Source organism: Mesorhizobium sp. WSM4817 (genome assembly GCF_055811135.1).
In genome coordinates this window covers 180,369-191,865 of the sequence record NZ_JBVVQQ010000007.1, presented here as the reverse complement: position 1 = coordinate 191,865, position 11,497 = coordinate 180,369, and the positions used below count along the sequence as shown (strand labels likewise).

Below are 11,497 nucleotides of genomic sequence, written 5' to 3'. Positions count from 1 at the left end.
AACAACCCAAAACCAATCCCCCCAATTTCCCCACCCCCAAAACCCCCCACCCTACCCCCCCCCCTTGCCCCCCCCCACGCGCGGCCGCCCGGGTGGGGGGGCCCCGATGCCTGGCGTCCGCCGTTTATTTCTTGGCCAGGTATTTCTGCTGCGCCTTGGTCAGATAGTCGGCCCACTGGTTGGCCATTTCCTCTGGCGTGATATCGCCAAGCAGTGCCTGTTGACTGGTCTTGATGACCATCGAGTCCTTGAAGAAGGCGAACTCCTCGAGATAGGTCGGCATAACCGTTGGCACCGCATCCTTGTCCTCGAGTTCAGCGAACCAGCCCTTGAACTGCTCGCTTGCGTAGAAGGGATCCTTTTCGGCCGACTTGTGGACCGGCAGTGCTCCGGTGCGTTTGTTCCATTCGACATTGCCCTCGGGCCCTTCGAGCGTTTCGATCAGCTTCCAGGAGAGGTCCTTGTTCTGGCTGGCCGCCATCATCGACCAACCGGCATAGCCGATGGTCGGGAACGTCTTGCCGCTCGGCCCCTTCGGCATGGTCGTGACGCCGTAGTCTTCCGGCTTCATCCGCTCGGCTATCGCGATCAGCGCGTCTGGATCCTGATCAAGCATTGCGCAGGTGCCGGTGTAGAATCCCGCGACGATTTCGTTAAAACCCCAGTTGACGCTGTCCTTCGGCGCCAATCCCTTCTTGTACAGATCGACGACCCAGGTCAGTCCCTTGACCCAGCCCTCGCTGTTCATGGTCGAGGTGCCGTCCTCATTGAAGAACTCGTTGGAGCCGGCCATGGTTGCGCCGAACATGATCCAGCCGTTGAGGCCACCCGGCCCGCCGCGCAGGCAGTAGCCATATTTGCCTGGAAGCTTGGATACTTTCTCCGATGCCGCCACGAACTCGTCCATTGTCTTGGGCGGCTCGGTGACACCAGCCTCCTTGAACAGCTTCTTGTTGTAGAACATCGCCCGCAGATAGAAGCCGTAGGGCAGCATGTAGGCGGTGTTGTTCACGTCGCGGCCGAGTTCGAGCGCGCGATCGGTGAGGCCCGAGGTGTGCTCCCATTTGGCAAGATAGGGTTCGAGGCTTTCGAGAAGGCCGTTGTTGGCATAGAGCGACAGCCAGGTGTCCGGCATCTCCATGACGTCGGGGATTTCGCCGGCAGACACCATGGTCGCGAATTTCTGGAACGCCTCGCCCCAAGGCAGCGAGATCACCTCGACCTTGGTGCCCGGGTTGGCCGCCTCGAACTTGGCGACGATCGACTTCAGGGTTTCGGTACGCTCGGGGCTGGTGATCACCTCCACGAGCTTCAGCGTCGTGTCGGCGAGTGCAGCACCCGACATCAGTACGGTGGCGAATGCGGCGATAAGAAGCTTCTTCATTTTCCGTTCCCTTCTTGTCTGGTTGCTTCAGGTCTTTTCTTCGGAAGCGGCGTCGATCGCCGTTTCCAGGTCACTCCACAGCGCCTCGGTTCCCTCGAGGCCGACATGGAGACGCACGGACCGCGGATGGACGCCGAACGCCATCGCGGAATTGGGTTGGGCCTTCTGCTGCAGCACGACCTCGCCGGGCACGATGAGGCTTTCGTGGCCGCCCCACGACACGCCCAGCTTGAACAGCTTGAGGCGGTCGGCAAAGGTGCGGATGTCGATGCCGTCGCGGAAGACAAATGAGAACAGGCCCGACGTGCCGGTGAGCCCCGCGGGAAGCAGGTTGGCCAACCCTGGATGGCAGACCCTCTCAACGATTGGATGATCCCGCAGGCGCCGTGCGATTTCGAGGCCGGAGGCCTGATGAGCGCGCATCCGAATCGGCAGTGTGCGCAAGCCGCGAATCAAGAGCCAGGCATCGAATGGCGACAGCTTGCCGCCGAGATATGGATAGGCTTCGCCGCGGATGCGGCCGATCAATTTCTTCGAGCCCGCGACCACGCCGGCCACCACGTCGCTGTGGCCGCCCAGGTACTTGGATGCGGAGTGGACCACAACGTCGACGCCGAGCGACAGTGGCCGCTGAAAGACCGGGCTGGCCCAGCTGTTATCGATGATGGTCGGGATGCCGCGGGACTTTGCCAGCGCAGCGAGCGCGCCGATGTCATGCGTTTCCATGACCCAGCTGGTCGGGCTTTCCATATAGAACAGCCTGGCGCCAGGCAGGGCGCTCGCGACAGCCGCCTCGTCGCGCCCGTCGACATAGGTCACCTCGATGCGCATGCGCGCGAGCAACGTCCCGAACAGCCGGAACGCGTCCGGGTAGATATGCCTGACCGCGACAATGCGGTCGCCCGGTTCGACGAAGCTCAGCACTGCCGATGAGATGGCGGACATGCCGCTTGCAAAACCGATCGCGTCCTCGGCGCCCTCCAGCTTCGCCAGCATTTCCTCGAACATGCGCACGGTCGGGTTCAGCCCGCGCGTGTAGGTCGGCCGCACTTTTTCGCCGCGGTATGTTTCGAGCATCTCGTCATAATTCGAGAAGGTGAAGAGTGAGGTCTGCACGATCGGCGGGACGACGGCATCGAAGGCGTTGCCCTCGTCATGGGCGGCGATCAGCGAGGCCTGGTCGAAAAAATCCGGGCCGTTCATTTCGACATTTCCTCGATATCCTGTTCCACGATCTCGAGGATCTTCAGCGTTTTTCCGCGCGCCAGCTCCGCGTCCCCGGCGACGATGGCATCGAACAGCTCACGGTGATACGGGAACGATCGCCGCGCGAAATCCTGCCGGTCGAAAGGATGGTCCCAGAAGCGCTCAAACGCTTCGCGCATCTGCCCCAGGAGCTGCCGGAAAAGCGGATTGTGCGTGGCATCGTAGACCGCCAGGTGAAAGGCCAGGTCTTCCGGCCCCGACGTGCCGGTGGCGAGATGGACGCGCTCCATCTCGATGAGTTTTTCCTCGATCGTCCGCAGATCGTCGACTGTCCGCCGCCGTGCCGCAACCATGCTTGCCTCGGCCTCGATGCCGCGGCGGACCTCGAGGGTGTGCAAGAGACCGTCGCGCAGCTCAGCCGTGTTGAGCGACAGCGGCAGATGGATCGTGCCGGCGGATATCGGCTTGAGAAGATAGGTGCCGCTGCCTTTGCGGGTCTCGGTGACGCCGAGCGCTTCGAAACGCCCCATCGCCTCGCGAATCGTCGAACGCCCCACGGAAAGCGCGGCCATCAATTCGCGTTCGGTCGGAAGCCGGTCACCGCTCTTCAGCGCAGCGCGCTCGACATAGTCTGCCAGCGCTTCCATGACTTGTTTGCCGCGGTCCAACGGCGGGAGCGTGGCGATTGCCACACGCGTGGCAGGTGCCCCGGGCAGTTCGCCGCGCATTCGCATGGGTACCTACGCCCAAAATTGGTCTGACATCCTATCAGTTTTGCGCGCCACCGGCCTTTCGTCAAGTGGCCTCGGCAGTGCAGAGGTTGCATTTCGGCTCACACCCATTGCGGAACCTTGGACGTTGCCGCGTCTTCTGCGATCTTGCAAAAATCAGCTGCAAAACTGTGACTTTAATCAGCGATTTTGCGACAGTCGCTTTCAGCCAAAGCTACCGTTCAGCCTCATTTTGGAGAGAGGCCATCGAGCAGGAAGTCGAGGCCATTCCTGAAAGCGCCGTCCCAATCATTGTCCAACAGCAGACGAGAGCGTTCGATTGTCGGATAACGTTCGCTGAGACGTGTAAGGCGCTGCTGCGCAGCGGCCCTGTCGTCGTCCGAGAGGTCGAAGCTCGCCCGGGTGATGGTGGCGCCCATCACATAGTTCCAGAGCGACCATATCGCAACGTTCACATCTGCGTCCGCAACGCCGGCTCTGGACAACGTCTTGCTCAGCAGTTCCAAGCGACCGAGGATGTTCGGGCCGAGCGCCCGGCGCGGCAACAGCGTTGCGGACCAAGCGTGGCGCAGCATGCTGGCGCGCCAGTCTTCGAGCACATGAACGACTTCTCCGCGCCAGTCTTGAGCTATTTGCGGCGGTCCGCGATATTCAAGCACCGAGTCGAGCGCCAGATCAAAGACATCCTCTTTGTTGTCGACGTGCCAATATAGGCTCATCACGCCCGAGCCGAGGCGATCGGCCAGCCGACGCATCGTCAATCCGTCGACTCCTTGAGCGTCAAGCAGGTCCACCGCGGTCGCCACGATACGTTCCCGAGAGAGCGGCGGTTCACTGCGCGGCTCCTGCAAGGGCTGGAGTCGCTCATTTATCCCTCGTTTGCTCCGGCCGCTGCGTTTGGCCGCCATCCGTCTTCCTCGCTGTTCAGAACGTCGATTTTAACCGGCAACGCGAACGAATATCGATCTGAACGATTGACTCGTACAGCGTACCATACGATGACTCGTACGTCGCACGAGTCATCGTATGGGCGATACGGTTAAAGTTCAATAATGCCGGCCGGGAGGGTACGTTGCTCGCATAGCCAAGAGAAAATCATGTCACGCGCAATCAAGCATCTGCTTATCGAAGGGCTAATCATCATGACCATGGGAGTTCCCACTGCCACGACAGCCAATGAGAAGGATCTCAAGCTGACCATAGTCAATCCACAAAACCTCTACGACCCGTCGCCAAATGGCTACAGCACGGCGGTGATCACGCCGCGCGGAGCCCGGGTGGCCTACATCTCCGGACAGGGCGGGCAAGACAGCACGGGAGCCTTGTCGCCCGACTTCGCTGTCCAGGTTGAGCAGGCCTACACAAATTTGCGCACCGCCCTCGATGCGCTCGGTGCGAGGCCGGATCAGGTCGCCAAGCTCACCGTCTTCGTGGTCGATCACGATATGTCCAAGCTTGAGGTGTTGACCAAGAACGTCAAAAAAATGTTCGGTGAAGCGCTGCCGGCGCAGACTCTAATTCCCGTCCCCAAGCTTGCAATTGACCCCATGCTCTTCGAGGTGGAGGCCGTCGTCATTCTGGAATAGTGGTGCCGCTCGCTTTTCGCAATTGTCCAGAGCTTCGCGGAATTACGAATTACGGATCGCGGTAGGGACGCTCAGCAATGGGCGTCCTACCGCGATCAGTAATTCGACGCCATCAACAGCAAAACCGGACAGCCGGCATTTCCGAGATCATGCCATAATCGGACATTTTGCTGATTTGCCTCCCTGACTGCGCTACAACAAGGCACAGATGGTGCTTAACGGGGTCTGCATGATGCGGGCAATCCGATCCGCCTTGGCAATCGTCCTACTCTCCGTTTCCGCTTTCGGAGCCGATAATTCTCCTGGAGAGGATGCGATTAGGAGGTTCCTTATCAAACCGGAGACCTGGACGATGTACTTGGAGTTCACGGACGCGGCGATGCCCAGCGACCGAGCCCAGAAGATGATTTGGGAGTACTTTCAGCGTGATCAAAAGGTAATGGGACGCCGGGTCGGCCTCGCATTTGGAGGCTGCGATCTTGAACTCTCGTTGAGAAGCGACGGGTTCAGTTTTCGTTGGTGCCCGCCCCTCGACGCCAGCGGGCCATCACTCGTTTACGATCCGAGTGATCCACAATACCCCTTCAAGGGTCACGGTCCGCAAAAGATCTGGCTCAAGGCAAACGAATGAAAGCGGGTGGGCGCGATGGTGGCGCCCCGCCACCCTTCCGCTCATGCCGGTACCGGGTTGTTGCCGGCGCCCAGGCCACTGGAATATCGCAATCTAATTTGCACAGCCGTCATCGCGCGTAAGCCCGACCGCATCGCCGAGCAAATCGGCAAGGCCGTGAAAAAGGGGAACAACGAGGCAGGCGACGAAGGAAAAATAGTGTGCGGATCGAGGAGCCGAATGTTGATGGCATTGGATGGCGTACGTGCGTTGGTATTCGACGTGTTCGGCACTGTCGTCGATTGGCGCAGCGGCGTGGCGCGCGAAGCTGAGCCGTTTCTGAAGCGGCATGGAGCAGGATCCGCTATTCCTACCGCTTTCGCGGATGCGTGGCGCCGCCGTTACTCCCCAGCGATGGAGGAGGTGCGCAGTGGCCGGCGGCCCTTTACACGGCTCGACGTGCTGCATCGGGAGAATCTGGAAGCCGTTTTGCCAGAATTCGGGATCGACCCGGCTTCGGTGCCAGCGTCCGAGCTGGACGAACTGAACCTGGCATGGCACCGATTGGAGCCATGGCCGGACGTGGTGGCCGGCCTTACACGGCTCAAGGCCCGCTATATCATCGCGCCGCTCTCGAACGGCAACATCGTCCTCATGCTCAACATGGCGAAGCGGAGTCGCATCCCCTGGGATGCGATCCTCGGCGCCGAAGTCGTGCAAGCCTACAAGCCTGCGCCGGAAGCCTATCTTCGCACCGCTGACGTCCTGTCAATGAAGCCGGATGAGATCTGTCTTGTGGCCGCCCACAATGGCGACCTTGCAGCGGCTCGGGCATGCGGATTGCGAACAGCCTTTGTCCCGCGTCCGACCGAGCACGGGGTAGCGCAGACCACGGATATGCACCCTGATCAAGCCTGGGACCTGGTGGCCAGCGACTTCATTGACTTGGCTGAACGACTTCAGTTGTAGCAACCCCAGGTTGTGGATCGCCCAGGCGGCAGGCTTTACTACGCCTTGCGTTCCCAGCGCCGGTCTGAGGTCTGCTGCCAGTAGGTGACTGCGTGGCCGGCTTCCTTCATCGTCTTCCAGTGCGTGCGCGCCGCCTCGACCTGGGCCGCATCGTGGCCGTCGAACAGGAACACGGCGCGCTCGTAACCGGCAAGCTTCGGCGGCACCGCGCCGTCAACCAGGAAGCGTATCTGCGCCTCGTTCGGATTGTCATGGCCGGTTGTCAAAAGGATCGGCTGCTCGGCCAGATAGGATTCGTGGTCCGTCGCATGCGCCAGGAAGGAATCGTCCCTGAAGGTCCAAAGATGCTGGTCCAGCGCGTCGCGCCGTTCTTCGGAGCCGGTCTGTACCACGGCGCGCCAACCGCGATCGACACTGCGCTCAAGCAGGCCGGGCAACGCATCCTCCAGAGTCGATTCGGTCAGGTGGTAGAACAGGACGTCGGCCATGATCGCGCCTTGAAGGGTCTCACTCCTCGTAGTTGTCGCGAACCAGCCGGTCGAGCAGCCTGACGCCGAAGCCGGAGGCCCATGACTGGTTGATCTCGCTGGACGGCGCGCCCATCGCGGTGCCGGCGATGTCGAGATGCGCCCAGGGTGTATCCCTGACGAATCGCTGCAGGAACTGCGCCGCGATGATGGCACCGCCATAGCGGCCGCCGATGTTCTTCATGTCGGCATTTTTCGAATCGATCAGCTTGTCGTATTCGGTGCCGAGCGGCATCCGCCACACTCGTTCCTGCGTCGCCTGCCCGGCGCTCGTCAGCCTGTTCGCCAATTCGTCATTGTTGGAGAACAGCCCGGCATAGTGCTGGCCGAGCGCGACCATGGTGGCGCCGGTCAGCGTCGCCAGATTGACCATGAATCTCGGCTGGAAGCGATCGCTGCAGTACCACAGCGCATCGGCCAGGACGAGGCGGCCTTCGGCGTCGGTGTTGAGCACCTCGATGGTCTGGCCCGACATCGAAGTGACGATGTCGCCGGGGCGCTGCGCATGGCCGTCGACGGCATTTTCCACCAGCCCGATAACACCGACGACATTGGCCTTGGCCTTGCGCGCAGCCAGCGCGTGCATCAGCCCGGTCACCGCGGCCGCGCCGCCCATATCGCCCTTCATGTCCTCCATGCCGGAGGCCGTCTTTATCGAATTGCCGCCGGTGTCGAAAGTGACGCCTTTGCCGACGAAAGCAATCGGGCTGTCCTTGGCCTTGCCGCCGTTCCATCGCATGACGGCCAGGCGCGCGCCACGCGGCGAGCCTTGTGCGACGCCGAGCAGCGCGCCCATGCCGAGCTTCTTCATCTCCTTCTCGACCAGGATCTCGACCGCGACGCCGAGCGCCTCCAGTTCGTTGACGCGGGCGGCGAATTCCACCGGCCCCAGTATATTGGCCGGTTCGTTGACCAGATCGCGCGCCAGGAGCACCCCGTCGATCACCGCCACCTCGTCGGCGAAGGCCTTTTTCGCCGCCGCCGGATCGGCGGTGTGGATGGTCACCTTAACCGGCTTTTTGGGCTCGGCCTTGTTGCCGTCGCGCTGGCCGTCGCCATTGTCCTTTTTCGTCTTGTACTTGTCGAAAGCATAGCTGCGCAGAAGAATGCCCGCGGCAAGCTGTGCCGCTTGCCTGCCGCCGACGTCAGCACCCGGCAGATCGAGCATGACCGCCGCCTCCGTCGCCTTGCGCAAGGATGCAGCGATGGTGCCGCCAAGCTTGAGCCAGGCATAGTCGTCGAGCGCCGAGACCTTGCCGGCGCCGACCGCCACCAGCCGGTCGAGCGATGTGCCCTCCGGCGCCAGCACTTCGACCAGGCCGGCGAACTTGCCGGAAAAGTCGGCCACCGGAAACGCCCGTTCCAGGGTCTTTGCCGGATCGCAAGCCTTTGCCGCGTCGCCGAGACCGCCATCGTTGGCCGCCAGCATGAAGACGCTGCCTTTTTTGGGCACTGCGAACTTGGCAAAGGCGATCGAAGGTCTCGAAGTCATCATGTCCTGCTTTCGGGAAAGGCGTTGGGTTTTCGGGGGAGTGCCTTGACGAACCAGATATTTGGCTGTTTCCGACCGGAAGCACCACCCCCATTTTCAATCATCGCCCCTGCCTGGCGATCTGCTGCGTGATTGTGTTGGCGCCGATCACGACCGCACCGTGAAAAATCGATTCCTGGCCGGTTTTGCTACGCAATTCTGTTACTTCTGCTTTCATGCCTGTACCTGTCGCAGCCGCGGCGGCCATGTCAGTGACCGGCGCGACATTTGGTCGTTTTCCGGCATTTGGCAAGACTTTGCCGGAATCCGATCCCATATGGCAGATGGAATCGATGGCGATTCGTCGCGGCACGGCCCCGCTTTACTGCCGCAACCTGTTGTTAACCATTGATGTTCGCCCTTTCTTATCCAATGCCGCCGACACTCCGGCCACCGGAAACAACGATGTGGGACGGGAACCAGATCGAACCGCCAACGGACCGGTTGTGCAGGCGTCGCCGGGCGACTACCTTGTCTGGAGGCATGATGCCGTTCGGCAAAATCGAGAAAAGCCTTCATGAAGGTCGTTGAACGCTACATCATGCGTCGTGCGTTGGCGGTCTTCCTCGCAGCGCTCATCTGGACGCTGGCGATCGTGTGGACGACGCAGGTGCTCGCCCGCATCGATCTCGTGACCGACAGCGGGCAGTCGGCGCTGACCTTCTTCGAGGTCGCTGCGCTGATCATTCCGTCGATCGTCCCGATCGTCGTGCCCTTCGCCCTAGTGGTCGCGGTCGCGCAGACACTGAGCGCGATGAATTCCGATTCTGAGCTTGCCGTCTTGAACGCTGCAGGCGCTTCGCGCTGGACCATCGTCCGGCCGATCATGTTCCTGGCGCTGGCGGCCAGTGTTTTTTCGTTCGCCGTCGACAACGGCGTCGACCCCTATGCACGACAGAAAAACCGCGAGTTGGTGGCGTCGTCGCGCGCCGATCTTCTGTCGCTCATCATCCAGGAAGGCACCTTCCGCAAGATCGATGACGGCCTGTTCCTGCAGATCGGTGAGCGGCTTCCGGACAACCGCCTTGGCGGCATTTTTGTCGCCGATTCACGCGAAGAAGGCGTCAACCTCATCTACTACGCCAAGAGCGGCGCCATCATCGAAAGCGGCGACGAGAGGGTGCTGATGATGAACGATGGCGTCATCCATCGCAAAACGCTGGCCGGCGATCTTTCGGTCATCCGGTTCACCTCCTATGCCTTCGACCTGTCGGCCTTCATGTCGGCCTCATCGGAGGTATTGCTCTTGCCGAAGGACCGGACGACACAGTACCTGCTCAATCCCAGTCCGAACGACAAGATGTTCCAGAAAAGGCCGAACAAGTATCTGGCCGAGGTCCACCAGCGTTTCTCCGAATGGTCCTATTCACTCGTTTTCGCGCTGATCGCGCTTGCGGTCGCGGGAGACGCGCGCTCCCATCGCGAGGCGCGCATTCATCCGCTGATCACGTCTATCGCGATTGCCCTTTTCGTGCGCTGGCTCGGTTTCTTTGCCGCTGGGAAGGCCGACAACATTCCGCAATACGCCTATATGGTCTACGGCGTTCCTATTGTGGCCTCCGCAGTCGCGACATGGTTCATCGTCTCCAACCGGACCATGGAATTGCCGGTCGCCTGGGCCGACTGGATGACGAATTTCGCCGGCCGCTTCGGTGACGGCTGGAGCGCCCTGAAGCTCCGCTTCGCCAGGCGCGGCGCTTCTGGCCAAGAGGCCGGCTGATGGGCTGGACACGCTAATGGGCTGGACACGCTAATGGGCTGGACTCTGGGCAGATACTTCTTCTTCCGCTACGTGACGATCACCATCTGGTTCTTCATCGGCCTCCTGGCGCTTGTGTACCTGATCGACTTCACCGAGCTTTCCGGCCGCACGACCGGCTTGCCGGGTTTTACCTACGGCACGGCGTTTGCCATCTCAGGGTTGCGAATGCCGATGATCATGCTGCAGACGGTGCCGTTCGTCGGCCTGTTCTCGGCGATGGCGACGCTGGTCTCGCTTAATCGCAGGTATGAACTGGTCATCGCGCGTTCCGCCGGCGTATCCGCTTGGCAATTCCTGCTGCCGTGCTGCATCGGGGCGCTGCTGTTCGGGGTGTTGTCGGTCGGCGTCATCAATCCGATCGCCGCGTATGCGTTTTCCTGGTCCGAAAAAATCGAAACCCAGCTCCGCTCCGGCAAGTCGAACACCGTCTCGGCTGACGCCGAGCCCTGGATCCGGCAGAAAACCAGTTCCGGCGATACTATCATCGGCGCGCGGGCCATCCTCAATCAGGGCCTGGAGATGGCCGACGCCGCCTTCTTCGTCCTCAACCCGCAAGGCGACATCGTCGAACGCAAGGACGCGGCGCACGCCTATTTGCGGGATGGTTACTGGGAACTGCAGGACGTCAAGGTGTTCCGGGACGGCAACATCCAAGCGGTGGCAACCGACCGCATACCGACCGATCTCAAGCCCGAGTTCGTGCAAGAGCGGCTGGCGCGCCCGGAAACCATCCCTTTCTACGATCTGCCCGGGAAGATCGAGGTTGCCCGCTCCTTCGGTCTCAAGGCAAATGCCTTTGCCATGCAATTTGATTCACTGGTAGCGCTGCCGTTCCTTCTCGTCGCCATGACTTTGATCGCCGCAACGGTGTCGATGCGATTTGCGAGGATGGGACAATCCGCGACGATGATTCTGGGTGGCGTCCTGGCCGGGTTTCTGCTTTATGTCGTGACAGTGCTGGTCAAGGCATTCGGCGTGGCGGGATTCGTACCCACAGTCGTCGCTGCATGGGTTCCGGTTGTCGTGGCTATGTTCTTCGGGGTGACTTTCTTGCTGTACAAGGAAGACGGCTAGTGAGGGGGGCGGTTTTGCGCATCCATAGGCATGCCGATTCGGCGCGCCTCTATGGGGCGAGCGCCTTGGCGTGCCTGCTCGCTTGCGTCGTTCCGAGTATCCCGGCTTTTGCCCAGG

13 protein-coding genes are annotated in these 11,497 nt (G+C 61.2%); 6 read left to right on the top strand and 7 right to left on the bottom strand.

The window, feature by feature from the left end:
* Nucleotides 1-124: 124 nt before the first annotated feature.
* From AC0L2K_RS12945 to AC0L2K_RS12930, 4 genes are all read right to left on the bottom strand, one after another.
* Nucleotides 125-1,384, bottom strand: a complete 1,260-nt coding sequence (locus tag AC0L2K_RS12945) for an ABC transporter substrate-binding protein (protein WP_023800684.1) — start codon at nucleotides 1,382-1,384, stop codon at nucleotides 125-127.
* A 27-nt stretch (nucleotides 1,385-1,411) separates the two neighbouring features.
* On the bottom strand, nucleotides 1,412-2,587 hold the full coding sequence (locus tag AC0L2K_RS12940) for a PLP-dependent transferase (protein ID WP_419696611.1): 1,176 nt from the start codon (nucleotides 2,585-2,587) through the stop codon (nucleotides 1,412-1,414).
* Nucleotides 2,584-3,318, bottom strand: a complete 735-nt coding sequence (locus tag AC0L2K_RS12935) for a FadR/GntR family transcriptional regulator (RefSeq protein WP_051505587.1) — start codon at nucleotides 3,316-3,318, stop codon at nucleotides 2,584-2,586. The genes AC0L2K_RS12940 and AC0L2K_RS12935 overlap by 4 nt, the downstream gene beginning before the upstream one ends.
* Nucleotides 3,319-3,548: 230 nt before the next feature.
* Nucleotides 3,549-4,229 (bottom strand): TetR/AcrR family transcriptional regulator, encoded by a 681-nt coding sequence (locus AC0L2K_RS12930; protein ID WP_419696610.1) that lies wholly within the window; start codon nucleotides 4,227-4,229, stop codon nucleotides 3,549-3,551.
* Between the two features lie 189 nt (nucleotides 4,230-4,418).
* Here AC0L2K_RS12930 and AC0L2K_RS12925 point away from each other — a divergent pair, with 189 nt between their 5' ends.
* The 3 genes from AC0L2K_RS12925 to AC0L2K_RS12915 all read left to right on the top strand — a co-directional run bounded on the left by AC0L2K_RS12925 (nucleotide 4,419) and on the right by AC0L2K_RS12915 (nucleotide 6,486).
* Complete coding sequence (locus AC0L2K_RS12925) at nucleotides 4,419-4,907, top strand: RidA family protein (protein ID WP_254023828.1); 489 nt, start codon at nucleotides 4,419-4,421, stop codon at nucleotides 4,905-4,907.
* A 229-nt stretch (nucleotides 4,908-5,136) separates the two neighbouring features.
* The gene (locus AC0L2K_RS12920; RefSeq protein ID WP_473531512.1) at nucleotides 5,137-5,538 is read left to right on the top strand and encodes a hypothetical protein; all 402 of its coding nucleotides are present in this window, start codon (nucleotides 5,137-5,139) and stop codon (nucleotides 5,536-5,538) included.
* A gap of 15 nt (nucleotides 5,539-5,553) precedes the next feature.
* Nucleotides 5,554-6,486, top strand: coding sequence for a haloacid dehalogenase type II (locus AC0L2K_RS12915; RefSeq protein ID WP_473531511.1), 933 nt, complete (start codon nucleotides 5,554-5,556; stop codon nucleotides 6,484-6,486).
* Nucleotides 6,487-6,524: 38 nt separating this feature from the next.
* Here the strand turns inward: AC0L2K_RS12915 and AC0L2K_RS12910 are convergent, their stop codons facing one another.
* The 3 genes from AC0L2K_RS12910 to AC0L2K_RS12900 form a co-directional block, all read right to left on the bottom strand.
* Nucleotides 6,525-6,974: a DNA polymerase III subunit chi gene (locus AC0L2K_RS12910; protein ID WP_128172748.1), complete on the bottom strand. Its 450-nt coding sequence runs from the start codon at nucleotides 6,972-6,974 to the stop codon at nucleotides 6,525-6,527.
* Nucleotides 6,975-6,993: 19 nt separating this feature from the next.
* Entirely contained in the window at nucleotides 6,994-8,505 is a 1,512-nt protein-coding gene (locus AC0L2K_RS12905) for a leucyl aminopeptidase (protein WP_473531510.1), read from the bottom strand.
* 100 nt (nucleotides 8,506-8,605) lie between these two features.
* Entirely contained in the window at nucleotides 8,606-8,752 is a 147-nt protein-coding gene (locus AC0L2K_RS12900) for a hypothetical protein (protein ID WP_287180290.1), read from the bottom strand.
* A 4-nt stretch (nucleotides 8,753-8,756) separates the two neighbouring features.
* Between AC0L2K_RS12900 and AC0L2K_RS12895 the strand changes: the two genes are divergently transcribed.
* From AC0L2K_RS12895 to lptG, 3 genes are read left to right on the top strand one after another with little or no spacing between them, the layout of a single operon-like run.
* The gene (locus AC0L2K_RS12895; RefSeq protein ID WP_128169248.1) at nucleotides 8,757-9,065 is read left to right on the top strand and encodes a hypothetical protein; all 309 of its coding nucleotides are present in this window, start codon (nucleotides 8,757-8,759) and stop codon (nucleotides 9,063-9,065) included.
* Nucleotides 9,062-10,264, top strand: coding sequence for an LPS export ABC transporter permease LptF (gene lptF, locus AC0L2K_RS12890; RefSeq protein ID WP_128172746.1), 1,203 nt, complete (start codon nucleotides 9,062-9,064; stop codon nucleotides 10,262-10,264). Before AC0L2K_RS12895 ends, lptF begins: the two co-directional genes overlap by 4 nt.
* Nucleotides 10,265-10,297: 33 nt before the next feature.
* The gene (gene lptG, locus AC0L2K_RS12885) at nucleotides 10,298-11,380 is read left to right on the top strand and encodes an LPS export ABC transporter permease LptG (protein WP_473531509.1); all 1,083 of its coding nucleotides are present in this window, start codon (nucleotides 10,298-10,300) and stop codon (nucleotides 11,378-11,380) included.
* The last annotated feature ends 117 nt before the right edge of the window (nucleotides 11,381-11,497 follow it).

Coding starts and splice junctions, on each gene's coding strand:
- AC0L2K_RS12945 (WP_023800684.1), bottom strand. CDS start 1,384: ATGAAGAAGCTTCTTATCGCCGCATTCGCCACCGTACTGATGTCGGGT.
- AC0L2K_RS12940 (WP_419696611.1), bottom strand. CDS start 2,587: ATGAACGGCCCGGATTTTTTCGACCAGGCCTCGCTGATCGCCGCCCAT.
- AC0L2K_RS12935 (WP_051505587.1), bottom strand. CDS start 3,318: ATGCGCGGCGAACTGCCCGGGGCACCTGCCACGCGTGTGGCAATCGCC.
- AC0L2K_RS12930 (WP_419696610.1), bottom strand. CDS start 4,229: ATGGCGGCCAAACGCAGCGGCCGGAGCAAACGAGGGATAAATGAGCGA.
- AC0L2K_RS12925 (WP_254023828.1), top strand. CDS start 4,419: ATGTCACGCGCAATCAAGCATCTGCTTATCGAAGGGCTAATCATCATG.
- AC0L2K_RS12920 (WP_473531512.1), top strand. CDS start 5,137: ATGATGCGGGCAATCCGATCCGCCTTGGCAATCGTCCTACTCTCCGTT.
- AC0L2K_RS12915 (WP_473531511.1), top strand. CDS start 5,554: ATGGTGGCGCCCCGCCACCCTTCCGCTCATGCCGGTACCGGGTTGTTG.
- AC0L2K_RS12910 (WP_128172748.1), bottom strand. CDS start 6,974: ATGGCCGACGTCCTGTTCTACCACCTGACCGAATCGACTCTGGAGGAT.
- AC0L2K_RS12905 (WP_473531510.1), bottom strand. CDS start 8,505: ATGACTTCGAGACCTTCGATCGCCTTTGCCAAGTTCGCAGTGCCCAAA.
- AC0L2K_RS12900 (WP_287180290.1), bottom strand. CDS start 8,752: ATGGCCGCCGCGGCTGCGACAGGTACAGGCATGAAAGCAGAAGTAACA.
- lptF (WP_128172746.1), top strand. CDS start 9,062: ATGAAGGTCGTTGAACGCTACATCATGCGTCGTGCGTTGGCGGTCTTC.
- lptG (WP_473531509.1), top strand. CDS start 10,298: ATGGGCTGGACTCTGGGCAGATACTTCTTCTTCCGCTACGTGACGATC.